General features: G+C 52.4%; 18 protein-coding genes and 1 other annotated feature (1 of these 19 running past the window's edge). All 18 genes read right to left on the reverse strand.

Annotated elements, in window-relative coordinates:
- Nucleotides 1–24: 24 nt before the first annotated feature.
- Nucleotides 25–360, reverse strand: coding sequence for a DUF3848 domain-containing protein (locus BQ9859_RS06980; protein ID WP_075877508.1), 336 nt, complete (start codon nt 358–360; stop codon nt 25–27).
- Between the two features lie 11 nt (nt 361–371).
- Nucleotides 372–10001, reverse strand: coding sequence for an LPD11 domain-containing protein (locus tag BQ9859_RS12710; protein ID WP_075877509.1), 9630 nt, complete (start codon nt 9999–10001; stop codon nt 372–374).
- Nucleotides 10002–10019: 18 nt separating this feature from the next.
- Nucleotides 10020–10328, reverse strand: a complete 309-nt coding sequence (locus tag BQ9859_RS06990) for a hypothetical protein (RefSeq protein WP_015535527.1) — start codon at nt 10326–10328, stop codon at nt 10020–10022.
- Nucleotides 10329–10338: 10 nt separating this feature from the next.
- Nucleotides 10339–10884, reverse strand: a complete 546-nt coding sequence (locus BQ9859_RS06995; RefSeq protein ID WP_075877510.1) for a hypothetical protein — start codon at nt 10882–10884, stop codon at nt 10339–10341.
- Nucleotides 10881–11840, reverse strand: a complete 960-nt coding sequence (locus tag BQ9859_RS07000) for a hypothetical protein (RefSeq protein ID WP_235846408.1) — start codon at nt 11838–11840, stop codon at nt 10881–10883. The genes BQ9859_RS06995 and BQ9859_RS07000 overlap by 4 nt, the downstream gene beginning before the upstream one ends.
- Entirely contained in the window at nt 11837–12475 is a 639-nt protein-coding gene (locus tag BQ9859_RS12195; RefSeq protein WP_083662737.1) for a DUF7007 domain-containing protein, read from the reverse strand. The genes BQ9859_RS07000 and BQ9859_RS12195 overlap by 4 nt, the downstream gene beginning before the upstream one ends.
- Nucleotides 12472–13095, reverse strand: a complete 624-nt coding sequence (locus BQ9859_RS07010) for a hypothetical protein (RefSeq protein WP_075877511.1) — start codon at nt 13093–13095, stop codon at nt 12472–12474. The genes BQ9859_RS12195 and BQ9859_RS07010 overlap by 4 nt, the downstream gene beginning before the upstream one ends.
- The gene (locus BQ9859_RS07015) at nt 13085–13399 is read right to left on the reverse strand and encodes a hypothetical protein (RefSeq protein WP_058967075.1); all 315 of its coding nucleotides are present in this window, start codon (nt 13397–13399) and stop codon (nt 13085–13087) included. The genes BQ9859_RS07010 and BQ9859_RS07015 overlap by 11 nt, the downstream gene beginning before the upstream one ends.
- Nucleotides 13399–13638 (reverse strand): hypothetical protein, encoded by a 240-nt coding sequence (locus BQ9859_RS07020; RefSeq protein WP_058967076.1) that lies wholly within the window; start codon nt 13636–13638, stop codon nt 13399–13401. Before BQ9859_RS07020 ends, BQ9859_RS07015 begins: the two co-directional genes overlap by 1 nt.
- Nucleotides 13631–13873: a hypothetical protein gene (locus tag BQ9859_RS07025; protein ID WP_058967077.1), complete on the reverse strand. Its 243-nt coding sequence runs from the start codon at nt 13871–13873 to the stop codon at nt 13631–13633. Before BQ9859_RS07025 ends, BQ9859_RS07020 begins: the two co-directional genes overlap by 8 nt.
- 189 nt (nt 13874–14062) lie before the next feature.
- Entirely contained in the window at nt 14063–18292 is a 4230-nt protein-coding gene (locus tag BQ9859_RS07030) for a SpaA isopeptide-forming pilin-related protein (protein WP_075877512.1), read from the reverse strand.
- 278 nt (nt 18293–18570) lie between these two features.
- Nucleotides 18571–19545 (reverse strand): ParB/RepB/Spo0J family partition protein, encoded by a 975-nt coding sequence (locus BQ9859_RS07035; RefSeq protein WP_075877513.1) that lies wholly within the window; start codon nt 19543–19545, stop codon nt 18571–18573.
- Nucleotides 19499–20347, reverse strand: coding sequence for a ParA family protein (locus BQ9859_RS07040; RefSeq protein WP_075877514.1), 849 nt, complete (start codon nt 20345–20347; stop codon nt 19499–19501). Before BQ9859_RS07040 ends, BQ9859_RS07035 begins: the two co-directional genes overlap by 47 nt.
- Before the next feature lie 145 nt (nt 20348–20492).
- The gene (locus BQ9859_RS12630; protein ID WP_015535538.1) at nt 20493–20657 is read right to left on the reverse strand and encodes a hypothetical protein; all 165 of its coding nucleotides are present in this window, start codon (nt 20655–20657) and stop codon (nt 20493–20495) included.
- 69 nt (nt 20658–20726) lie between these two features.
- Nucleotides 20727–21194, reverse strand: a complete 468-nt coding sequence (locus tag BQ9859_RS07045) for a helix-turn-helix domain-containing protein (protein ID WP_083662738.1) — start codon at nt 21192–21194, stop codon at nt 20727–20729.
- A 260-nt stretch (nt 21195–21454) separates the two neighbouring features.
- The gene (locus tag BQ9859_RS07050) at nt 21455–22372 is read right to left on the reverse strand and encodes an IS3 family transposase (protein WP_143404394.1); all 918 of its coding nucleotides are present in this window, start codon (nt 22370–22372) and stop codon (nt 21455–21457) included.
- Nucleotides 22327–22674, reverse strand: a complete 348-nt coding sequence (locus tag BQ9859_RS07055; protein WP_075877515.1) for a helix-turn-helix domain-containing protein — start codon at nt 22672–22674, stop codon at nt 22327–22329. The genes BQ9859_RS07050 and BQ9859_RS07055 overlap by 46 nt, the downstream gene beginning before the upstream one ends.
- Nucleotides 22675–22867: 193 nt before the next feature.
- A complete protein-coding gene (gene metG / locus BQ9859_RS07060) occupies nt 22868–24805 on the reverse strand; it encodes a methionine--tRNA ligase (RefSeq protein ID WP_075877516.1) in 1938 nt (645 codons plus the stop codon).
- A gap of 56 nt (nt 24806–24861) precedes the next feature.
- Nucleotides 24862–24960, reverse strand: a binding site (T-box leader); it runs 106 nt beyond the window's last position.

Genomic DNA, 24960 nt, shown 5'->3' on the forward strand with positions numbered 1-24960 from the left:
CGCAGCGCAATGGCAAATGTGCGATTACCGTTCTTTCTGCGCTTTGGCTTTCTGTTTGGCTTCAGCGGCCTCGGCCTGTTCCTGGACGGTATCCCAAATATTTTCCATGTGGGATGTTTCTTTATCTTCCCACCGCTCAAAAATCTGCTTCAGGGGCTTGCCGGATTTCAGCAGCGCCCTGGCCTGGCTGTCCTCCAAGTCGTTGTACTCTAACGACATCAGAATGTCCTCCCGCACCGTGTACTCGTAGGCGTGGTTCAGAATCTCAGCCGGCGGCTGGGAAAGCAGCCAGTCCCGGAACTGCTCCTGTTCCGCAAACATTTTCTCATAGAGCTTGCTATTCAATTCTTCGTTGGTCATCGTATCCTCCTTTACCGTGCCAGCTCCGCAACCCTCCGGGCAGGCACATCCTCGCCCTCGTCTGGGGTATCGTCCAGCAGAGTCTTGTCCTTCTCATCCATGTTGAGCAGAATATTCAGCTCTTTCAAACGGGCTGTTTTCTCCGCCAGCTCCTCCTCGCGGGCAAATGGGGCAGCCAGTTCGGTGCGGGCGTTTTCAAGCTGGGTCTTGGTTTCCTCCAGACTGTTCTGCTCGGCCTGTAGGCTGCCCGCAAGGTTTTCCAGCGCGTTGTCCAGGCGGGTGATATTGCCGAACACATCTGCGCCCAGCGTCACCGTATGGGAAAGCGTGCCTTTGAGTGTGATCCGGTACTCGTTGCTCCTGCCATCATAGGCCAGCACCATGGAAAAGCCCCGGTACTGCCCCAAAAGAACAGCGTCGGAACCTGTCATACGGGTGCAAACGTCAATGATAGCCTTGCCTGCGTCCTCTTTTTCGGTGTAGTGTTTGCCATCCACCTCCATGCCGCAGAAGCCCTCCTGAGCCTTGGGGTGGGCCGCCGCCAGTGCCACATCCTGTTCATAGCCCGCGATCCGTTCCGTGAGCCGGGTGATTTCCTCCGGGTACTTGCGGTACACCAGCTCCTCCAGCGCATATACCTGGTTCAAGTGGCTGGCTTTCAGCATATTCAGCCGCGCCACCTCCATATCCAGGTTGCACTTCTCGATGATTAACGGATTGCCGGTGGCCAGCGCCTTGATCTCCGAATAGCTCAGGGCGGTTTCATCCACATCATCTGCCACACGGACGGGGGCTTTGCTGGTCATAATCTGTGCGATAAACTTCTGTTTGTTTTCGACCAGTTGGTACAAATAAGCGTCAAAAGTGCCTTCCGTTACATACCGATAGATTTCCACCTCCTCATTTTCATTGCCCTGGCGGACGATACGCCCCAGCCGCTGCTGCAGATCAGAGGGCCGCCAGGGGCAGTCTAAATCATGCAGGGCAATCAAGCGGTCCTGCACATTGGTGCCTGCGCCCATTTTGGCCGTGGACCCCAACAGCACCCGCACCTGCCCGGCGCGCACTTTAGAAAACAGTTCCTTCTTTTTGGCTTCGCTGTCCGCCGTGTGGATAAAGGCGATTTCCTCCTCCGGGATTCCGGCGTCCATCAGTTTCTTTTTTAGGTCGTCATAAACACTGAACGAGCCATCGGTGGTAGGTGTGGACAGGTCGCAGAACACAAGCTGTGCAGAGCGTTTTTCTTTGGTCTGTTCCCAGATGCGAAACACATTCCGGGCGCAGACAGCCACCTTGCCATTGGCGTCATCCGGGGCCAGGGGCTGAATTAGCCGCATATCCAACGCCAGTTTTCTTCCATCGTTGGTAATGCGCAGCATATTGTCCACATGGGGGTCAACCCCTCCGGCGCGGATTTTCTCTGCTCGTTCCGCCAGCCCCTGAATCATCTCTTTCTGAAGCTCCGAGGGCTGGATCACTTCCGTGTGGAAGTTTGCCTTGGGAACAGGCAGACAAAGCATATCCGCTGTTTGGATGTCGGCAACCTCCTTGAAAGCAGCCATCAGCTCCGGCAGGTTATAAAACTTGGCAAACCTGGTTTTAGCACGGTAGCCGGTGCCCTCCGGCGATAACTCGATGGCGGTGACAGTCTCCCCAAAGTTACTTGCCCAATCGTCAAAATGGATCAGGCCCATCTCCTGCAGGAGCCGGTACTGTAAATACCGTTGAATGGTATAAAGCTCTACCATGGAGTTGGAAATGGGGGTGCCAGTAGCAAAAATTGTGCCGCGCCCGCCCGTCAGCTCGTCCAGATACTGCGTTTTCATAAACAGATCGCTGGATTTCTGGGCTTCGGTCTGGGCAATGCCGCCCACGTTGCGCATTTTTGTCGCCAAAAACAAGTTCTTAAAATAGTGGCTCTCGTCGATAAAAAGGCGGTCGATACCTAATTGCTCGAAAGTGACCACGTCATCTTTACGGCTCTGGTCGTTGAGCTTGGCCAGCCTTGTCTCCAGCGATTTCCGGGTACGCTCCATCTGCTTGACCGTGTAGCGTTCCGCCTTCTGCGCCTTGGCCTGTTCGATCCCTTCCAGGATTTCCTCAATCTGGCGCTCCAAAATAGCCTGCTGGCGCTCCACGCTCATGGGGATTTTCTCAAATTGCGAGTGCCCGATAATGATGGCGTCATAGTCCCCGGTGGCAATGCGGCTGCAAAACTTCTTGCGGTTCTGGGTTTCAAAGTCTTTCTTCGTGGCGACTAAAATGTTGGCGCTGGGATAGAGCTGGAGCCATTCCGCCGCCCATTGTTCCGTGATGTGATTTGGCACCACGATCAGCGATTTGGTGCAAAGCCCCAGGCGCTTCATCTCCATGGCGGCTGCCACCATCTCGTAGGTTTTGCCTGCCCCTACCTCGTGGGCCAGCAGGGTGTTTCCACCGTACAAAATGTGCGCAATGGCATTGATCTGATGGGGACGTAAGGAAATTTCCGGGTTCATGCCCTCAAACCGGATGTGCCGCCCATCATACTCACGGGGGCGGACGCCGTTGAAGGTTTCGTTATAAATGCGGCACAGCAGTTCCCGGCGGTCAATGTTTTTCCAGATCCACTCGGCAAACTTCTGCTTAATCAGCTCCTGTCGGTCCTGGGCAATGGCAGTTTCCTTCTTGTTGAGGACAGGCTTTTTCTTACCGTTCTCGTCCTCAATATAGTCAAATACCCGCACATCCCTTTGATTTAGGGTCTGCTCCAGGATGTGGTAGGCGCTCATCCGCTTGGTGCCGTAGGTGGTATTGGCTTTTACATTGCTGCGGTCGGCGTTTTTCTCCCGGATACTCCATTGGCCGGTGGCTTCGGAGCGCAGGATTTTGATGCGGTCCCGTACATAGTAATTGGGGGTGAGCAGCTCCACCATGAATTGCTGGTACACCTCGATGGGCACCCAGTTTGCGCCAATGCGCACGCCAATTTCGCCAGCGCCCAGGTCCTGGGGCTGGACAGCCTCCAGAGCCTCCACATTTCTGCGGGCGGTTTCTTTCTGATTATCAGGGGCCACTTCCAAGAATGCTTTTGCCATCCGCAGCTTGTGGCGCACTTTCCCGGAAAGGTACTCATCCGCCGTGACAAATGGATAGCGGTCCAGATCCGCCAAAGAAGGCAGGATGTCCTCCGGGTTCTCCGCACAGCGAATATCCCGGTAGATAACTCCGGCAAGCTCTTTTTCCAGTTCCTCCGGGGATTTGCCCGACAGCTCTGCCATATATTCTATATCCACACGGGCTTTTTCCGAAATGGACACCGCCAATGCTTCACTGGCCGTATCCACGCTGGTGACAGCCACATGGGGCCGGATGGTGCGCTTGGAGAACATATCGGCTTTTCTTTTTAGGTTGCCCTGCTCATCCAGCACCTCCAGAGAGCACAAGAGGCAGTAGCTGGAGTCCTCCGAAAAGGCCAGCTTGTTACCGCGGCTGTTCAGCAGCCCATACTTGGCGGTGAAGCTGTCGTAAAGGGCGTTGAGCTTTTGCTGCTCGGCTGCAATCTCCTCATCCGGGTAGCCTTCGGTTTGGTACTCAATGAGCCTGCGGACACATTCCCGCAGCTCGATCATGCCACGGATACGGTTTTCCGCCGTGACGGAGACTTCCACCGAGTGCATGAGACTGTTTTCTCGGTAGTATACTTGCCCATCTGCAATCGTGTAGCTGAAATTCTTCACTGTGGGGTCGGCAGGGATGGAGCGATCTTCCTCCTCGTCCAGCTCCTCCAGCTCATAGGGCTTGATTTCCGCCTGCAAAAACTGGATGGCATTGGCAAGCTGCTCGGATAAATCTTCCCCCTCGCGGGCTTTGCAGGCGCTGTCCGGCCCGAACCGTGTGGATTCCATCACCATGTCGCCCAAAATCATCTCCGGGTTCTGCACGAAATAGCGGTTCATGCGGATTCCGTTTTCATCGGTGTCCAAATGCACCCAATCCTGGTCTAAATCGGTGATGTGGTCGCGCTTTTGCAGAAAGATGATGTCGCTGGTCACTTCCGTTCCGGCGTTCTGCTTGAAGGTGTTATCCGGCAGGCGGATGGCCCCGATCAGGTCGGCGCGCTGTGCCAGGTACTTTCGGACGCTGGAGTTTTCCTTGTCCAGAGTGCCTTTGCTGGTAATGAACGCCACAATACCGCCGGGCCGCACCTTGTCCAGCGTTTTGCCAAAGAAATAGTCGTGGATGAGCCAGTGGTGCTTGTCGTACCTCTTATCCTGTACCTTGAAATCCCCAAAGGGGACGTTGCCCACGGCCACATCAAAGAAGCTGTCGGGCATTTGTACGGTTTCAAAACCGTTTACGGAAATACTGGCGTTCTGGTAAAGCTGCCCCGCAATCCGCCCGGAAATGGAATCCAGCTCCACGCCATAGGCTTTGCTGCCCGCCATTTCCGCAGGGAGCAGGCCCAGGAAATTGCCGGTGCCGCAAGATGGCTCCAGGATGTTGCCCTGGGTAAAGCCCATCTGAGCGAGAGCCTTGTAGATTCCCCGGATGACTACGGGCGGCGTGTAAAAGGCGGTGAGGGTGCTGGCTCTGGCCGCCGCGTATTCCTCCGAATCCAGCAGGGATTTCAGCTCCTCATAGTGGGGGCTGGTTTCCTCAAAGCAGTCCGCAAGGCCGCCCCAGCCCACATAGCGGGACAGGATTTCCTGTTCTTCGGGCGTGGCCAGCCGTTCCTCCGCTTCGATCTGCTTCAACGTGCGGATGGCGGCAGCATTGGCCGCGTATTTCTCGCTGGGGGTGCCATGGCCCAGGGCGTCATCGGTAATACGGAAATCATGGCGCTGGTCCCTGGGAGCCTCTGGGTGCAGAGTCGTGAAGGTAATGCGCTCACGTCGGGGGCGCTTCGGCGGGGGTGGGAGTGATTCTTCTTTTTGGGGCTGTGCTTGTTCCTGCTCCTGGAGCAGCCTGCGTACACGGGCAACCTTCTCAACCCGGCTAATCGGAAAGCCGACATTCCCCTCAAAGGTCAAATCCCGCAGGGTTACGTCATCGGACAGGTCGCTGACGCGCTCCACCATAAAACGGTGGCCATCCAGGGTAACTTCTTTTCCCACCAATTCCTCAGAGGGGGCTGGTTCATCCGCTTCTGTCCTGGCAGGCCCGTCCTTTTCCTGCTGTTCCTCTGCGGCCATGGCCTGCGCGGCCTGTTCGATGGCCCGTTCATCGGGGAAATCCCCGTAAACCCGCAGCCATTTGCGCTCATATAGGTCATAGATACCAGCGCCATCGTAGGCAAAGCTATCCTCGCCCTCCATGGTGCCGGCCACATATTTCTGCGCAGCTTGTTCGGCCTTCGCCAGCGTTTGGTAATCCAGCTGTTCATCAAAGCCATTTTCAAAGTGATGGTACACCACCACTTCGTAAGGCGGCTCCATGCGCTGGGCGTAGCGGTCGATGTCCTCCATGGTGAGCCATTCCGGTTTTTCCGGCAGGGCGTCATAGAGTTCCCGCATTTTGGCGATTTGCTCTCGCACGTTCCCAGCCCACAGGTGCTTTTCCGCCCGTCCGCCAGCGCCCAGGAAGTAATCGCAGTCGGCTTTCAGGCGGCTGAGTAAACGGTAGTCATCTGAACGCTGCTCCAGCGTGGCACCGATGGATTCAAGTTCTTCATCGGAAACGGAAATGAGGTCATCAAAATCCAGCTCGGCCAGCTCGTTCTGGATGAGTTCGTCCAGGCTCTCATACTGCCTGCGCTCCAAAAACTGCCCGTCCAGATAACGCTCAATGCGGTAATGGACCAAATCTGCATTGACCTGGATGGGGATTTCCTCATCGGTGACGGTGGTGTAGGCAATGCCCACCTTTTCCAGATCACTGAAATCGGCTGGGCTGCCATACTCGGCCACGCAGAAATCGTTGATAAACTCTTTGGCTATCTCCAGAGAAGCAGGTTCCGGCTCCTCGGACAAAAAGCCTCGCTCAATGAAGTCAGCAACATCCTGGCTGTTACCTTTACCGCCATGGGCACGGTAATCCATCAAACCTTCTTCGACCAGTTCGCTGGATACCGCATATCCGGCCTCCTCCAGATAACCGGCGATTTCTGCTATCTGCGCCTGTTCCGGGGAAAGGGCCGGGGGCAGCTCCGCGATCTGCTCCATACAGAGGGAGATGTCCACCGCGATTTCTTCTTCCGGGTCCGCATGGTCCAGGAAGGATTGAAGCAGTCTGCGGATTTCTTCCCGCTGAACGGGGTCGTGAAGCTGCTGGGCGATATTCTCCACCGCCTGAGCGTCATCTTCGCCATAGCCCATGCGGGAACCGTCAAACTCTCCCACAAAGCGCAGCACCTGGGCGGCCAGCTCCGGGTAGGGGTCTGCCAGTTCTTCTTTTTGAGGCGGTCCCTGTACCCTGGGCGGCACGGCGAATACCGGCGCGTCCTGGGTGGCGGAAATAGTCATTTCCGAAGTGTCAGCAATCCACTGGATTTCCTCCCGCACTGCCTGGGGCATTTCCTCATCATAAATCGTTACCGTGCGATCCGGCGCGATGTGGGCAACCGTTTTGTAGTCCCCGTGTTCTTCCTCCAGCCGGTTCCACACGGTAAGCCCATTTCCCAGATGGCCATAGCCCAGGTCGTAGGCTTTCGCCTGCGGCATGGTGGGAGCCACCGGCTCCTTGTGCTCCGCAAAGAGCGTGAAGGTTCCCTGTCGGAAGGCGGCGAGGTTTTCAAACGCCTGCCGGCGCAGGGCGTACATCCTGTCATCCTGCGGGGTGGCCTCCCAAATGGGGACCATCATCTGATAGATTTCTTCCACACGGGCCGGGTCATCAAGCTGCGGCTCAATGAGCTTCACTGCGTCCCAATAGTCAAAGCCAAAGGGATAGGGGTGGGGCTGCTCTTGTGGCACGTTCTCAAAGAAAGTGCGGATATTCCGGGCAAGCTGGTGCTTCTCATACTGCGGCATGGCGGCGCGGTCCTCATCGGTGAGGAACCGCCCCTGGGCGATCATGGCGCTGACACGCTTTTCCACGGCGGGCCATTTCAGCTCCACCTTGGCGTAGGGGGCGGTGATACTGCCATGGCTGAAAGAAACGCCTTTACTGAGCTGGTAGGTCACATCGTCATTCCCACTGGAATGGCCGCTGTACTCGCCGTGGTAGTGCTTTAAGAAATTCTCCCGTTCCTTGCGCTCTGTGTGGTTGCGGTAGAAAGAATACACGGCCAGCCGGTAATCCGTGCTGCGTTTCCCGCCCCGCAGAAGGTTGTCAATCTCGTCCCCGGAGATAAAGAAACGCCGCTGGGGATCGTACCCTTCGGCGGCGGTAAAGTGCAGCGGTTCCCGCTGCAGGTCAGAAAGCTGCTCCAGCAATTTTTGCGGACGGTGGAAATGGAATCGCAGCAGTTCCCGGTTCTCTCTGTATGCCTGGACAAACTGCTCCAGCTCATCCCGCAGGTTCTGCAGCCCCTCCGGATGGCCTAACAAATCGCTTATGGCGGCGCTTTCCTCTGGAAACCCATGATTTTTGCCGTAAATGGCATTCACCGTGGGAAGATAGCCCGCGTCGGCGGTGCCTTCTGCAAAATCCTGCCGGAGATACCATAGCTGCGCGGCCCGTTGCTGGCGTTCATACCCGTCCACCCGGTCCAGCTCGCTCTGGGGCATATACCGGCCCAAGTCCAGCAGTTCCCGGATACGGGCCGCCGCCTGTTCCCAGGGGATGAGGGTGGCGCTGGAACGCTGGGCGCTTTCGCCCTGGGCAATGCGGATTCCCTCGGCGTTGTACCAGATGGCATACTGTCGGCCATCCAGATAAAAGCCAGCGCCGTTCTCTCCATAGTGCTCTGCCAGGAACCTGGCATTGTCCGGCTTATCCTTTTTGAAATAGGCGCAGATGATGAGGCGGCTGTTCTGGTCGTTAGCACCAATGCACAGCGCCTCGTCGATTACCTGCTGAGGCAGAGCCGGGTGAGGGAAAATGGATGGTTGGGCCGTACCCTCGGCCTGGGCTGGCTGCTGAAACGCCGCAAAATCAAAAAGGGACATCTGCTGGCTCTCCTGGGTAGGGAACTGCGGGATGTCCGTCTGAATGAAATATTCTTTTTTGTCAATGAGCTGGGCAGTCCACTGGGCCACAATATCCCAGGAAAAAACGGATTCCTTGGTGCGGGATGGGTAAGAGCCTTCCCACATGAGCAGGCCATTCTCCTGGGGCTTATATCCCAGGCGCTGCCCGTCAGCGATGATCTCAGTGTACCGGTCCTGATAAGCGGATTTCAGATATTCCGCCCGTTCCTGAACATCGCTGTGAACCGAGAAGAAAAGCTCGATCTGATTTTTCTTATATTTCAGGTCATCATCCTTGTTGGCGATGATGGCCATAATCTGCTTTTCATCCAAAAGCGCAGGGAGCTGTTCGCCACCTGCGCTTTCTTCCGGTTCCGGCTCTTGGGTCGTTAGCTGTAAATCAGTTCTGCCAGCACCATTTCCTCCGCCGCGTTCTGGATGTTGTTCATCAGCCCCACCCATTTCATCTGGTCGCTGGCTTTCAGTTCCTCCGTCACGCCCTCGGCTTTCGCCATCTGCGCCACGATTTCCTCCATCCGGCGCTGGGCGGTCTGCTGGATCTCCGCCAGATGGCTGGAAAGCCTCCCGCTGGTCAGCAGGTTGGTGTACGTCACCCTGCGGTGCTCCTTGAGGAACTTCTTCCGAAGCAATGCGTATTTCCCATGGGGAACCGGCTCCTCCTGGGGCGGCAGAAGGTTCGGCAGATTGTAGTCGCCCTGCCTGGTGTAAGTGATCTCGGTCATATTCAAAACTCCTTTCCGGCTGTGTGTTTTCCTGTTCAGTTACAGCATACTGGTTTTTCTGCTGGGGTTCAAATGTGCGATTTTCTTTTTGGGGCTGTCTTTGCAGGGCAAGGACCGTGCGGGAAATGGCGGAAAGGCACATCTGGGAGATGTCCCCGGTGGCCACGCCCAAAGCGTTCAGGGTCTGTGGAGTGTTGAAATTCAGCACATCCCGAAAATCCTCATCCTCAAAGTATTCAGACGGGTCAAGGCCGCAGCGCACCAGCAGCATATATCCAATGCTGTTTTGCACCGCCCTGCGGTATTCCACCTCCAGGTTCAGCTCGTCCAGTTCTTCCAGAAAGCTGCCTTCCGTGAGGTTTTTCAATTCAGAAAGATAGTCGGGCATATTATCCTCCACGGCGTTCTTTGCCGCAGAGAGCAGGGCTTCGCCCAAATCCTCCTTGTGCTCCAGTTCTCCAAAGCTGTTTTCCAGCGTTTCAATGATGTCCGGCGCGTATTCCTCCCGCACCGTCCAAAGGGGGACGGGCCGTGGGAACCGGGCTTCATGGGTATCGGAAATATCAAAGTAGTATTTCAGTCGGGGTTTTCCATTGTGTTCCCCATCAAAAACGGCAATGCCGTTTGCGCCCCGGTTTACCCAGCGCCCAAATTGCCGGTTCCATCGCTCGATCTCCAGGACGGCGGTGGCGTCTGGGCGCTGGGCGTAGACAAGCAGTTGTTCATCGAAAGAAAGCCGGTAGTTACGGCAGGCAGAAGCCAGAAACGCCCGCCACTGGTCAGGAGCTGTCACGCTGCGCTGCGTTTCCCGGTACAGCTCCGTTAGGGCTTTATATCGTATCGCCATCGGTTGCCCCTCCTTTTCTTATTCTTTTTTTGCAGCTTTCAGTTCTGCGCTGTAATCCTTATCCGGGTCATATTGATTGCACAGGGAGAGCAGCAACAGCCAGATGGTATTTCCGGCCTCCTTCGGGTACATCCGAAGCGCCACGCAGGGCGCATGGTCACTGTCAACAAAGGGCCTCCCATAGCGCATAAACTGGTCGATCAGCTTTTGAGCCATCTCCCGGTATTCTTCATAGGGGTTCTGTTCCGCCTGCTGATGGAGAACCGTCATCAGCAAGTTGAACCAGTCCTCATGCGTATCCAGTTTTACGGGCGGTAAAGACGCCATTTTTATCACCTCATCTTTCCATGGCGGCGGCCTGCCGCTGCCGGGGAATGGAAAACCCGTAGACTTTGGCGATGTCGTCGCCCAGCCTGCGGGTCACTCTCGTAATATCGGCGCGGGTTGCAATGCCGCGATATAGTTTTTCTTTCAGCAGTTCAATTTGAGAAGGGCTGGCGCTGTCCTTGTAAACGCGGTAAAGATAAAAGTTCGTGCCATCATGGTGGATGGCGTCGCACCGCAGATCACCCAGCCGGTCCACATACCAGGTGGAATAATCCGTATCGGAATACAGGCAGTCCCGGATATTGCCGCTGGGGATTTCCTTATATCCCATGCGCCGACCATTCCACAGGCCCAGGTCGCCTACAACCAAAATCGGCTGGGAAAGCTGTACATTGAGGTTAGCGCGTTCATCATCCAGGTAATCCCCATTGATCTCATACATCAGGGAAATGCGCTCATCTTCGGATAAATCCGGGTATTCTGCCTCCAGATCGTCCCGCCAGTCCTCATAGTCCAGACCATAATTGCTCCAGATAACGTGTCTTTCCTCCTTCATCGGGCTTCACCTCGGTCTTTCTGCCTGGGCCTGATGGGCTGCCCCTGCTCGTCATAGTTTTGGGGATCGGCGGCGGGGGTCTGCCACCCAAACATGGAGCCGGCCAGCATAGCGGCCTCCTGCGCTTTGGTAACGCCGTTTTTTCCATTGCTGTCCTCTGCAAATCTGCGATTTTCTCCGGCGTCCGCCGCTGAAAATTCAGGACAGGGGCTGTATCCTTTTTCGCCCCTGGTCAGAAGAATCAGCTCCCCGGATGAGGGCAGCGTACTAAAGCACTGTACAGGCAGAGAAGAACGCAGCGGGATCACGCTCCCGTGAGTTTGCTCCAAACGCTCTGCAAATTCGCAGATATGATAAAGGGCGCTGGAATACCCTCCGCTGGTTTCAAAATGGGTTTCGTCGATAAACCGGCAGGTGCGGTCGCGGGTTCCTCCACCGCCCGTGAAAATGCGGATGTGGTCGCCATCGGGGATACGGAACAGCTCCTTGTAGCCGGGCGTGATAAACCGGATGCCCTGTTTGGCCTTTTCCATGTGGTGTTCCAGAAATCGGGAAACGTAGGCGTAGAGGTAAAAGTTGTAGTCTCCATAATTGGGGTTGCACCGGAACATATAGGTGTGCTGGGGCGTCTGCACCTTAAAACCGTACTCAGCACAGTAGTTTCCCTCAAACTCAGCCTCCGGGCGCTGATAGCAAAACCTGGTCATGCTGTCACGGGTGTAGAGCAGCCCGTCCTTCTCCCGCAGGGCATTGACCACCTCATCAAGCTCCGCCTTAAACTCGTCCGTCTTGTATTCCCTTCGGTGGTCGAACCAGGAAGTGTAAAACTCTTGGCCGCTGCCAAAATCCCCGCGCAGATGGCCGATACAGCCGGTTTGCCCTTCAAGCTGGCTGCTCTGGTTGTACGCATACAAGCGATCCTCCGGGGTCATGCTGGTAATTTTCAGCTCCATCATCGCTCACGTCCTTTCTTTTTCGCTTGTCGGTTTTGCTCCGATATGGCCTTTTCCCGTGCCTGCCAATATTCGGGATGGTGAATTTGTACACTACTATTGATAACAGCCTCATACGCGCCGGGGCCAAAGTGCTCGTTCACCGGAGCCTGGATCATCTTTTTATCCATCAGCTCCCGGAGAGCCACCTGCGCATCACAGTCCTCCTCGAAGCAGAGATAGCCGCCCTCAACAAAGGCGCAGCCCATCGCTTCTTTTCGGAATATCTTTTCCGCCAATTCCCGGCGCACCATAATTCCGCCATGCCCTGGGGTGGAAACGGAATAAACGCCGGGGCAGAGCGTTTCACATTCCTGGATATTGCCCCACGGGGAATAGGAAGGGGCCTCCGGCACAATGGCGTTCTGCCGCTGATCCTCCAGGCACTGCACCTCCTCCTGCGCCCGCGCCACCAAATCCTTCTGCGCAGAAAACAGGTCGCTGAAATAGTGGCCCCAATCGTAGTCCGTCCGGTTACTGCATTTCCAGGTGACAAACTGCTGGGGCGCTGTCAAATGAACGCCCAAGACAAATTCGCTGTCACCCACATGACAGGAATCCGTAATGATATATCCGGCATTTTCTCTGTAATCCATCATCGTTCACGCTCCTTCGTGGTTTTCTTTTGAGCCTGTTCCTGCTGAATCGAGGTAAGTCCATGCTTGGCCCAGCCGGGAAGGTCCTCCGGCTGTATCGTTCCCAGCACGTCCATGCGTTCATAGCGGCTCTCTTTGCCAGTATAAAGGTCAACGCAGTAACAGGCTGACCCCCTGCTGTGCGGAGAAGCCCCAAAGCCTCCCATACAGAGCTTGAGCTGACGGGTGGCTCTGCGGTATTCCCGGCGCAGCACCTCCGGCTTTATCACCACGATTTTCCCGTGCAGATCATCCTCATGGGAAATGGGGGTGCAGCCCTCCGCTGTGATGGGGCGGTCGTCTATGCCCTGTATGCGGGGCTTGTTGAGTTCTATGTGGGTTTTCTGCGCTTGCTCGGCAATTCGCTGGCCGAACAGCTCCACAATCTCCGGGAAATCATCACTGGCCATCACTTCGCTGTATTCTGCAAATAAGGCGTTTTGCCGGCAAAAGGCGCACATATACTTCATGCCGGTTTCATCCTGTGGATTTTCCCCCAGGACAACCTCCCGGTCGCCAATCTGCACCGCCTGGATAATCTCATAATCACCGGCCATGCGTTTTTCTTCCATATTATCGTTCATCTCTCTGCCTCCGACTTTTTATAAGTGGTTCCACATATTCCTGTAAATCATTTTTGCATGGCAGGTACAGCCTTCCGTTTTCTACACATCGAAACAGGTCGCACTCCTTATCTGGTGACGCTGCATAGAAGTCCTCATGGGAATAGGGATACTTGCTCTCATAGCTGTAACCCGGCCTGCAAAAGCCAAGTTCTTTGTCTATGCGCTGCCTGCGTGAGATCGCAAAGAAATTATTTTCTTCTTTAGTAAAACATCTTTCTGGAATGAAGTGATAACCTCCATATTCAAAACTTTCCTTATTCATCACTCTGCCTCCATATCCTTTTTGATAAATGCTTTGATTTCCTTTACACTGGCAAAATCCCGTTCATCCCCGGTAAGGTAGCGCACCGCGTCCTGCCATTGATAGAGGGGATGGGCGCTTTCCTCCATCCCGCACAAATCGGCCAAGGCTGCCCTGCGCAGGAAGGGGGTGAGGTTTAAGTCGGAGATAAAGCAGCCATGCCGGGCCGCCAGTATATCCAGCAGGTGCAGTTCACTCATGGCCGCACCTGCTTTCCCCGGCTTCTTTCAACAGTTCCTCCACCAGCCTGCCGCTGCGGACTTTATTCCGGTCCGCCAGCACCTTGTTCTGGACGCACAGCACCGCCCGGATATTGGGGACGGTAATGCCGGGGATTTCCACCATCTCCTCCGGGGTGACGGTGAGAAGCTGCACCGGGGAGTAGCCAGCCTGGGCAAAGATACGGAACAGCCGCTGTTCAAATCGTTCTTTCATCATCAACGCTCCTTTCTTTTTTGGTATGTAAAAGGGGCGGCCCCGCATGGCCGCCCCTGGCTGGTTACTTCTTCCGGCTTCTGACTTTCAGGAAAATCAGGCCGCCGATGATGAATACCACCAGCGCAATGGCAATGATCGCTTTCAGTTCCATAAAATCATTCCTCCTTACACAGATTCAAACCGCCGTTATTTTGCGGTATTATTGCCTTTCTTGCGCTTGCCCACATAAGCCGCAACGCCCAGGGCGGCAGCGCCCATAGCGGATACACCCATCAGGGCCGCCCACAGCCAGGGCTTGCTGTCATCGCCGGTTTTCGGGGTATCGCGCAGTTCGTTGTGCATTTGCGCCACGGTAGTTTTGTCTGCGAGAATCGTCACCTTTTTATCCGCAGGCAGCACATAGTTGGCGCTGGCCCCATCCGACACCTCAGACACGGTGTAATCGCCTACGCGCAGGCCCTCGATGAAGATTTCACCGTTTTTATCCGTTTTGAAGGTCTGGTCGTAGCCGTTGGCCCCGGTCACGCGGAAGGAGAAGCCCTCCACCTTGCCATCGCTGGATGTCTTTTCAATCCGCAGGGAACCTGTCTGGGCCATGTTGGTGAAGCCAATCCCGGCCTCGTTCTCTACCTCGTAAATCTTGCCGTTCTCGGTGATCTCCACATAGTAGGCGTTTTCATCCAGCAGGAAGCCCTCCGGTGCTTTGGTTTCCTTTACGAACACGCCGCCGTAGAGGATGTGGGCCATCTCGTAAATGCCGGTGCTGGTTTCCTCCAGCTTGCCCAGCAGCTCGTCACCCTCGTCCAGTTCTTTGTTGCCGTTGGTGTCGCGGTATACCTCGAACTCGGCCCCGGTGAGCTTGTTGTCGGGATAATCCTTATCCACCTTCGTCAAACGCAGGTCACCGTACACGCGCTCATTGGCAAGGGAGATTTCCACAACCTGCCCATCTTCCTCCACGGTAACGGGGATCACTTCATCGGAGAGGATGAACCCTTCCGGGCTTTCCAGCTCTTTCAGCACCCAATTTCCGTAAGGCACACCTGCGAAAGAGAAGCTGCCATCCTCCGCTGAGGTGGCGGTGGCCAGGGCATTTTCTGCGGTAAACTCGGTTTCGTCGGACTTAAACAGGCCGATGACAGCCCCGCCCAGGCCCGTGCCGTTTTCGTCAGTTTTGAGGCCCTTGATTTCGCCGCGGATCAGCTCGTTGGTGACAGCCTCGCCATCATTGGCGGAAATCTCTACCACAGCAATGGAAGGCCCGCCGTACTCAAAGGTGAACGGGAAGGTTTCGCCGTTCAGCAGATAATGACTGTCGGTGGACAGCTCTTTCAGGTAGAAGCTGCCGAAAGGCAGGTCGGTGCTGCAAATGGCCTGGCCGTTCTCATTCACAGAAACGATTTCCAGAAGCCCATCTGCAGGAATCACGGAACCATCCGCTGCGGTGATGTCCTCCTGGGCATAGAGGCCAAAGGTCACGGCGGAGATTTCTCCATTCATGCCAATGCCAAAGGTTTCATCCTGCTCCAGCACCTTGTCAAGCGTCACAAGGGCTTTTTGGCGCAGGTTGTAGAAGCTGGCAGAGGTTTCGGTGACTTCCACCTCCTGGCCTGCGTACACCAGCTCCACGTTGGTGACGTTCTCGCCGGTATCCACCATGCCGTGAGGGAACTGGATTTCCTTCACCTGGAACTTGCCCAGGTAGAGGGGCTGGCTCTGGGCCGTCCCGTCCTCGCCGGTGGTGATGGTGTCCACTACCTCGCCCGCAGAATAGCGCAGGGTGCCGTCCAGGGTGTAGACGTCCTCCAGGGCGGTGATTTCAAACACCGCACCGGGCAGGCCCTGCACCTCATACACCGGCTGGTAAACGCCTTCGCTTTCTGCCACAGAGGAGAACACCTCGCCGGTCTTGCTGACTTTGATGATTCCTTTCTGGGCCATGTTGGGCTTGGTGACTTCGATCACCGTCACGCCGCCTTCTTCGCTGGAATTGTCCTCGGTCACATCAAAGTAAACCGGGGTGCTGTCCAGTACATAGCCGTAGGGGGCCTGGACTTCAACGAGGGAATATCCCGTGCCGTATTCCAGCTTTTCAGGCGTTACCAGATAGCCCTCGGAATTGGTGTAGAACGTATCAATCGTGGTGGGCGTCGGATAGGTGAAGGTCATTTCCACCTTGCTGCCATCCGGGCGGTAAATCTGGAACCCGGCCCCCGCATAGGGAATGGTGACGCCGGTTTCCGCGTCCACCTTGACCACCTTGATGAAGCTCTCAAAATTGGCGTTGTTGATGAGGTAACGGTAGGTCTGGCCGTCCTGGGCGATATACACTTCAAAGTCGTCCATCAGCTCGCGGCCTTCCCAGCCCTTGGTCTGGCGGACGATATAGGTGCCGTAGGGCAGCTTCTTCGACTGTGCAAAGCCGTTCTCATCGCAGACGAGAACATCGCGCTCGGATTCCTCGGCGTTTTCATAGCTGCCCGCAGCTTTCAAGAACACCTGGAACTCCGCGCCGGATTCCGGGGTTTCGATCTGGGTTTCCCCGTCGTCGGTATGCTTGATGATGGCAATGTCGCCTTTGATGATCTGCTCCGTCACGTCGTTGGCGGTGTCGTTCAGCTCAATGGTATAAAGCTCCGGCTCCGCGCCCACCTTGTGGATGGTGGAATCCAGCAGGTAGCCCTCGCTGGGGCTGATTTCACGGATTGTCCAGTCCGAATCGCAGACGTAATATCCAGTGGTGAACTGGCCGTTTTCGTCCGTGGTAAAGCTGTCAATGAGGGTATCTCCCTTATACAGCCCATACACAGCGCCGGCCAGGGAACCGTCGCCCTGGGGCGCACCCGTTTCCACATCGCTCTTGGTGACGGTGACGCGGAACTTCTTCAGCACGTTGTTCACACTCTTATGGGTAACTTCATTCCACTCGATGGTGGCTGTCTGGGAATCCGGCACCACATAACGGATGGGGGTATCCACCTCCTCCAGTACATAGCCCGTGCCGATGAGCACGTTTTCAAAACGCGCCACACCGTTTCCGTCCGTCACAGCATACTCATCCACCGGCTGCCCGGAGAGGGATGTGCCGTACAAGTGGAAGGTCATGCCCTCCACCAGCCCGTCCTCGCTGGTTTTCGTCACTTCCAGGCTGCCGCGCTTCAGCTTGTTGTTGAAATTCACGGTAGCAGTCTGGCCGCTGACGATGGTCACGCGCTGGGTTTCCTGGGGTTCGTACTTATCAATCGACTGCTCGGTTACGGTATAAACGCCGGGATTGAGGTCGGAGATGTCGATCTCGCCCGCCTCATTGGTGGTCTTGGTGGCGCTGTACCCCTCGCCGGTGATGGTGAAGTTGATTCCGGCTACCTGTCCATCCTCGGAAGTCTTGATCAGCTTCATATTACCGGTTTTCACTTCCAGGTTCAGATAGCCTACCATCTGGTCGGAAACGGTTTCCCCGTAGGTGGCAAAGTCCTGTTTGCCGCCGCCAGTAATTCCGTCCGTCCAAACCACAACACCGCTGCGCTGGGCAGTCACTTTTTCCGCCTTAATGGTCACAGAGCCTTTGATGGCCTGGGCGGAAGTAATGGTGAGCTGATTGCCGTCCACGGAGAAATTCAGGCCGGTGGTGCTGCTTGAGAAGGTGTAGTCGCCCAGCACACCGTTGGTATCCGTGAGGGTGAGGGAATACTGCTGGCCATCCCATTTCAGCTCATAGGCACCGGCGTCTGCGGTGCTGCTGAAAAAGCTGGGCAGCATGGTGTGGCGCTTGACCGCGCTCTCAATGGCGGAATACTGGCTGAAAATCTCGCTGTACAGGGGATGGTCGGCGCTGATATATTCCGTCACGTTGTTTTTGCCCTGGGCATTGGCGTCCACATGGTTAAACTGGCTGTCGCGCTCACCTACGACGGTTTCCCAAACAAGAAGCTGGGTAGCGATATATCCCGCGATCTTGCTGGCGTCCTCCGGGTTTCCACTCATCCATGAGGTGCTGGCGTTGCCCTGCCAGCCATAAGTCATAATCCGCCCGATATATTCCTTGATGGTATCCGGCGGGATGGTGGGGTTCAGGTTGGACGGGTAGTTATCCCAGAAATCTTCGCCCCGGCCCGTATACTGGTCGCCGGTATTCACACCGACGCCCGGCTCAATGCAGTAGATGGCTCTGCCATTAAAGGCGTCCTGGGTGTGGACGGAAAAGCTGTCGTTCTCTCCGGTGGACCAGCCGCCCAGGAAATTCAGGGCAGAATGGCCCCATCCGGCTTTGTTGGGATCATTGGCACGGGGCAGGTCGATCATATACGTCGTCATGTTTTCGCCTGCGGCAAAAGCCGTAGTTCCTGTCCCTACGAACACGCCCAGGCACATGAGCAGGGCCATGAACAGGGACAGAGGCTTTCTCAATGCTTTCATCGTGTTACCTCCTTGAAATGGCCGCAAAAAAAGCACATCGCTCTGGATGTGCTGCTTGCGGCTGGATTCTGTTTACATTCTAAAAAAGAGAGGCGCGCCAATCGTTCTCCACCTCATCCGTTCTGTCTGCAACCCTGTGGATTCTTGAAAGAATCAGCCTCCCCAAATATCTTCTTTTTTAGGCTGTTTAGGTGGTACGAGGGGGTGAGGTGTGGAGAGGGGGAACAGCGAAAACACCGGTTCCCTGCGAATGGGCGCACTGCTCCCTTGGTAGTGGACTATCTCTCTAAACTGCGCTGGCGCTTGCGGTAGAGTTCCAGCGCCTTAACAATGGTGTCCTCGATCTTCTGCGTGGGCGTCCCCGGCGCAAAAAACCGGCTGATTTTTTCTTTTGGGATTTTGAACTGTTCTTTTTGATTGGGCTTTTCCTCCTTCATAATGGAAACAAGGGCGTCTTTGGCCAGCCGTTCCCCTCCAGTCTTGGCTTCGGACATCTGGCGCATTTTGATGGCCTGGGCGTGGGATGGGGTGCAGTCCATCTCGTCCATGATAGCGAACAAGTCGGCCTGTTCTTCTTTTCGCAGGTAGGACAGCTCCACCGCTGGGCGCATGGCAATCTGAAGCATTTCCTGGTCTTTAAGCACCGAGTTATCTACCAGCTCCAGAATTTCCGGGATAAGGTGGGTAAGGCGGATATACCGTTGAATCTGTGTTTTGCTGTCCGGGCTTTCTGCGGCTAATTCCTGGTTGGAACGTGTCCCGATTAAATTCGGCCCCACTGGGGCCGAATTATCTTTCCTTGGTCGGCCAGCCTGCCTTTTCATAGCGTCCAGCTTCATCTTGTAGGCAAACGCCTTCTCCGAGGGCAAAATCTGCTCACGCTGCAAGTTGGAGTCCACCATGATGATCGTTGCTTCATCGTCGGTGAGGTTTCGCACAATACAGGGGATTTCCGCAAGCCCCGCCAAATCCGCAGCCTTTTTCCTGCGGTGTCCGGCGACCATCTCATAGCCGCCCTCCGGCTTGGGGCGCACCAGGGCGGGGACCAAAACGCCGTACTGCTTCACACTTTCCGTCATTTCCTGCATGGCTGTGTCCATGCGAACCTTAAAGGGGTGATTCGGGAAGTCGCTGATTTCCGAGGGCGAAAGATTGACAACTTTTTCAAGCCGTGCCTCGGCCCGTTCTTCCTCCGTGGAAAACAGGTCATCGACTGAGGGAAGATTGAAGTTTAGCCCGCTGCTTTTCGCCATCCGCCAGCACCTCCTTTGAAAAATCCGCGTAAGCCTGGGCCACCTTGCTCCCCTTGTCGTAGGCGTAAATGCTCTTGCCTGCGGCGCTGATTTCTGCGGCTTTGATGGCTACGGGAATTTCGGAACGATAGATTTTCAACACGCTCCCGTAACTCTGCCGCAGTGTATCCGCTGTCTGTCTGGCAAGGTTTGTGCGCCCATCCACCAGAGTGAGCAGCACCCCGTCCACCTTCAGAGCCGGGTTGATCTGCCGTTTCACTTTATTGATGGTTTTCATAAGCTGGGTCATGCCTTTGGCGGGGAGATAGTGAGCCTGCACCGGGATAATCACGCTGTCCGCCGCAGCCAGGGCGTTAATCGTAATCATGCCCAGGGACGGCATACAGTCAATGAGAACCACGTCATAGTGCTTCTTGGCTTCATTCACATAGGTCCGCAGAGTAAACTCCCGGCTCATGGCGTTGACCAGGCTCATTTCCAGTGCAGACAGCTCAATGTTGGCGGGCATAAGGTCTACGCCCTCGCTGTGGTGCAAAATGCCCTCATCCGTGGTGAATGGCTCATCCCGGATCACTTTTTCCATGACGGTGGCAAGGGTGGTGGGAAGGCTGTCTTGGTTTTGCCAGCCCAGGCAGGTGGTGAGGTCGCCTTGGGGGTCTGCGTCAATGAGCAGCACCTTTTTCCCCAGGCGGGCTAAACCAATGCCCAGGTTCACCGTCGTGGTGGTTTTGCCTGTGCCGCCTTTCTGGTTGGCCAGCGCGATCACGCGGCCATTCCTGGGGCGGCTTCTTTGTTCCGGCATTTTCATGTCCTCCTTCTTCTTAGATTTAGCCGCCCGTTGGCAAGACGGACGGCTATGTATGCGGGAATCTGAAAGATGGACATGAAAAAAGCCGCTTACTCTTGCTGAAAAGAATAAGCGGCTCATCAAGCAGCGATATGTAATTTTACATCTTTTTCACCGGGGCGCACATGGCTTTGAGCAGAAGTTCATCCAGGCAGCCGGTGTCCCGGTTTTCCCGGAGCATAGTATTGCGCAGGTGGTTGAGGCTCTGGATCACAATGCTGTTCTCGGCGGGGGTGAGGTATATCTTGAATTTCCGTTTTTTCATAGGGCGTTCCTCCTTTACGCTTTCAGTATATATAGAAGGAATACTGTACTGCAAATGTGCGATTTACAATCAGATAGAAGTTGACTGGCAAAGGTATGTATCCACATTTACCTTTAGCTTTTTCAGTGCGGCAAGGATTTTATCGTGTTCTTTACGGCGTGGAACGCGGGCTTCCCTTTCCCAGCCGGAATAGGTTGTTTGACCTATTCCAATCACCTCTGCCATTTGCATTTGAGTTAAGGAAAGCTCATGCCGTACCTTTTTCAAAAGAGAGGAATACGGGTAATCTACAAAGGTAGTATATTCGTCCAGAAGTCTATTGCGGTCAATCCCCAGCGTATTTGCAAGTGCCACCGCTATATCGTGCTTAATGGGGTGTCGGTCATTCTCATACAGAACCAGTGTCGCGGGCACAATGCCAACCTTTTCTGCCAGTTCCCTTGTGGTGAGACCCTGGAATGTCCGGTGATACTTCAGATATTGGCCCGGTGTGGTGCATTTTTCATCGGTTTTGTAGTCAAAGGTCAAATGAATCATGATTTTGCCTTTAGAATAGAGGTAAATCCCTGTGTGATTGAGATTACTATCGGTAACACGATATGATATTTACACATCCATTTCGTGTGGGCTAGAGAATTTGCTTTTTTAGCCATATTTTTATCACCTTTCCTTCTCTTTGGATAGCCTGAACAACTTCCATTATAGTCGGAAAGGTGATTTCTTTGTAGAACTTCTCTGTTTGCTCCACGTGCATAGTGTAAAGCTCCAATAAAATGGGACACTTATAAATAACCACACTATAGGTAGGATTCTCTGTATTTCATAGGAGGCATACCTTTTAATTTCTTTTGTGGTCTTTGATGATTATAGAAGTAGATATAATCATCAACTTTCTTAATAAGATCATCAAAGGTATTTGGGATATTGTTATTAAGTTCTAAGCATTCAGATTTAAGATGAGAAAAGAAATTTTCACAACAGGCATTATCATAACAATTCGCTTTTCTTGAATGTGATATTGTAACTCCATAACTATCAAGATATTTGATATATATGATATTTGTATACTGGAAACCTTGATCGCTATGGATGATGCATTCAATTGTTGGATTCCATATCTTATCATTGATGATCTCTTTTATATTGTTCATAACGATATTCATATCGTTAAATTTAGATATTTTATATGCTAAAATAGAATTGTCATAAAGATCTTTAATAACGGAAATATACATACGACCTTTTTGACAATAGATATAGCTTACGTCAGTAACTAACTTTTCTAAAGGACGTGAAGCTTTAAAGTTTCTAGCGAGGACATTATCACAAACTGTTCTTGCTTTTTTGTCTTTTTCTTGAATCGTACAGCATTTAAACTTTTTCTTCCTGATAGGTGAGGATAAACCTAATATCTTCATATAACGATAAACAGTCTTTTCATTATAAATGACACCAGTATCTAAAGCTATTTTCATTGTTATATAACGATATCCTTTATAAGATTCATAAAATATCATTTCTATCTGATCGGCTAAGAAATCATCAAATGAATACCTTATAGGCCTGCCTATATTTAACCAACGATAATATCCACTACTTGATACTTTAAGATAATTACATAATCTTCTAACTGGATATTTATCTTTTAAATCATAAACTATCGAATATCTTAGTGCTCTCCGTATATTTTGCGGAGAGCCTTCGCTTTTTTTAATATTTCGTTCTCCATCTTAAGATATTCTAGCTGTTCATCTTTGGTCATATAATCAAGATTTATTTTCTTAGATCTACCTTTATATACTCCATCTTTTTTACCTAAGCGTCTGCCATCATCTTTAAGTAATTCTGGATTTTGTTTATATAGTCTTATCCAATTTCTTAAGGTTCTATTATCTTTGATACCATATATTTTGCATATGCTGCGTAATCCACCATATTCATCACTTAGATAATCTTCTACTGCTTTAGTTTTTAACTCTGGAGTATATTTATTAAATTTTGTACTCTTTTTAGCCATGATAAAAGCCCCTTTCTATTAGAGTCATGTGTGGTTTTATTATACATGTCTATTATAACTGGGGCTTTACATAGCACGTGGTTTTTTATTTCGCATCTTCGATGCTCAACTGACTGAAGTCATCTATTCATATTTCTATGAATAGTACAAATAAAAAAAGTGGATTTTCATTCATCCACTTTTCAGCTGTTTTCTATCTTACAATAGTGCCATTTGGCAGATCTTTCGCAATGGTTGCCAATGCAAGATCTTGATCATCTGCTGTCGCAGCACATAAGATCATACCTTGGCTTTCTACGCCACGCAGCTTGACCGGCTTTAAATTCGTCACAACGATGACTTTCTGACCAACCATTTCCTCTGGAGAATAAAACTTGGCAATACCGCTAACGATCTGTCTTTGTTCGTCGCCTAAATCTACTTGTTCGACTAATAAACGGTCTGCTTTAGGATGTTTTTCACAAGAAACAACGGTTCCTACCTTCAGTTCCATCTTTGCGAAATCTTCCATTGTAATCGATGGCTTTTCCTCTTTTGGAGCCATGTTTGTTTCTTCTTTTTCTTTATCCTCTTCCAACTGTTTCATAAAAGCTTCTGCATCGATGCGAGCAAACAACATCTCCATTTTTGCAGCTACATGACCCTCGGTTTCCAGATTGCCGAAAGACTGCAGACTTTCTAAAGTACGCTGTTTTGTTCCTAAAGCATCTAAGATCTTTTCACTGGTTTCTGGCATGTAGCTCTCTAATAACACAGCGGCAAATCGTATGCTTTCTAACAGATTATACAATACGGTTGCCAATCGTTCTTTCTGTGTTTCGTCTTTGCCTAATACCCATGGTGTCGTTTCATCGATGTACTTATTTGTACGTCTCAACAATGTGAAGATTTCATCAATTGCATCTCCCACACGCAATTCATTCATCTTCTTTTCTACACGTTTTGGCGTATCTAAAGCAAGCGAGATCAGCTCTTCATCCACCGGTGCATTTACTTTCGGGTTCGTGATCAAACCGCCGAAATATTTATTGGACATGGAAATTGTTCGGCTGACCAAATTACCTAAAATGTTTGCTAAGTCTGAATTGATGCGTTCCACCATCAATTCCCACGTAATAGTGCCGTCTTGTGCAAACGGCATTTCATGCAGCAAGAAATAGCGTACTGCATCCACTCCAAAATAGTGTACCAGATCATCTGCATAAATGACATTCCCTTTTGATTTTGACATTTTGCCATCGCCGACCAGCAGCCAAGGATGTCCAAATACTTGCTTTGGCAGAGGAATATCTAATGCCATCAAGATGATCGGCCAATAAATCGTGTGAAAACGCAAAATATCTTTTCCTATGATATGGACATCTGCCGGCCAATATTTTTTAAAGTTTTCGCCATGATTTCCATCTGCATCATATCCCAGAGAAGTAATATAGTTTGTTAATGCATCCACCCAAACATAAATAACATGTTTCGGATCAAAATCTACAGGAATTCCCCATTTAAAGGAAGTACGCGATACACATAAATCTTGCAGTCCCGGCTTCAAGAAGTTGTTGATCATTTCATTTTTTCTAGATTCCGGCTGGATGAATTCTGGATGATCTTCGATATATTTGATCAAACGATCTGCATATTTTTGCATACGGAAGAAATATGCTTCTTCTTTTGCTTTTTTTACAGGACGTCCACAATCTGGACAGCAGCCATCAACCAATTGGCTTTCGGTCCAAAAAGATTCACACGGCGTACAATACATGCCCTCATAAGTACCTTTATAGATATCTCCCTGTTCATACAGTTTACGGAATATTTTCTGCACTTGTTTTTCATGTGCTTCATCTGTTGTACGAATAAAGTAATCATAGCTTGTATTCATCAAGTCAAATGTATCTTTTACTGTCTTTGCGACACCGTCTACAAATTCTTTTGGTGTTACACCTTGCGCTTTCGCTTTTTCTTCGATTTTTTGCCCATGTTCATCAGTTCCTGTCTGGAAGAAAACATCATATCCTTGTGCACGGCGATAACGTGCGATCGCATCAGTCAATACGATTTCATATGTATTTCCAATATGCGGTTTTCCGGAAGTATAGGCAATTGCTGTCGTAATATAGTATGGTTTCTTTTCCATAAACTTCCTCCTTTTCTGTTTGCAGTGTCTGCTGTTCTTAAATAAAAAAGCCCACGCCAAAGGGCGAGAGCTTCGCGGTACCACCTTTTTCATGTATGTCATCATACACCTTCAACCGTTAACGCCGGTGTTACGTTTCTTTCTAACCCATTCAA

The organism is Merdibacter massiliensis, assembly GCF_900155395.1.
Classification (GTDB): domain Bacteria; phylum Bacillota_I; class Bacilli_A; order Erysipelotrichales; family Erysipelotrichaceae; genus Merdibacter; species Merdibacter massiliensis.

Coding starts and splice junctions, on each gene's coding strand:
- BQ9859_RS06980 (WP_075877508.1), bottom strand. CDS start 360: ATGACCAACGAAGAATTGAATAGCAAGCTCTATGAGAAAATGTTTGCG.
- BQ9859_RS12710 (WP_075877509.1), bottom strand. CDS start 10,001: ATGGCGATACGATATAAAGCCCTAACGGAGCTGTACCGGGAAACGCAG.
- BQ9859_RS06990 (WP_015535527.1), bottom strand. CDS start 10,328: ATGGCGTCTTTACCGCCCGTAAAACTGGATACGCATGAGGACTGGTTC.
- BQ9859_RS06995 (WP_075877510.1), bottom strand. CDS start 10,884: ATGAAGGAGGAAAGACACGTTATCTGGAGCAATTATGGTCTGGACTAT.
- BQ9859_RS07000 (WP_235846408.1), bottom strand. CDS start 11,840: ATGATGGAGCTGAAAATTACCAGCATGACCCCGGAGGATCGCTTGTAT.
- BQ9859_RS12195 (WP_083662737.1), bottom strand. CDS start 12,475: ATGATGGATTACAGAGAAAATGCCGGATATATCATTACGGATTCCTGT.
- BQ9859_RS07010 (WP_075877511.1), bottom strand. CDS start 13,095: ATGAACGATAATATGGAAGAAAAACGCATGGCCGGTGATTATGAGATT.
- BQ9859_RS07015 (WP_058967075.1), bottom strand. CDS start 13,399: ATGAATAAGGAAAGTTTTGAATATGGAGGTTATCACTTCATTCCAGAA.
- BQ9859_RS07020 (WP_058967076.1), bottom strand. CDS start 13,638: ATGAGTGAACTGCACCTGCTGGATATACTGGCGGCCCGGCATGGCTGC.
- BQ9859_RS07025 (WP_058967077.1), bottom strand. CDS start 13,873: ATGAAAGAACGATTTGAACAGCGGCTGTTCCGTATCTTTGCCCAGGCT.
- BQ9859_RS07030 (WP_075877512.1), bottom strand. CDS start 18,292: ATGAAAGCATTGAGAAAGCCTCTGTCCCTGTTCATGGCCCTGCTCATG.
- BQ9859_RS07035 (WP_075877513.1), bottom strand. CDS start 19,545: ATGGCGAAAAGCAGCGGGCTAAACTTCAATCTTCCCTCAGTCGATGAC.
- BQ9859_RS07040 (WP_075877514.1), bottom strand. CDS start 20,347: ATGCCGGAACAAAGAAGCCGCCCCAGGAATGGCCGCGTGATCGCGCTG.
- BQ9859_RS12630 (WP_015535538.1), bottom strand. CDS start 20,657: ATGAAAAAACGGAAATTCAAGATATACCTCACCCCCGCCGAGAACAGC.
- BQ9859_RS07045 (WP_083662738.1), bottom strand. CDS start 21,194: ATGATTCATTTGACCTTTGACTACAAAACCGATGAAAAATGCACCACA.
- BQ9859_RS07055 (WP_075877515.1), bottom strand. CDS start 22,674: ATGGCTAAAAAGAGTACAAAATTTAATAAATATACTCCAGAGTTAAAA.
- metG (WP_075877516.1), bottom strand. CDS start 24,805: ATGGAAAAGAAACCATACTATATTACGACAGCAATTGCCTATACTTCC.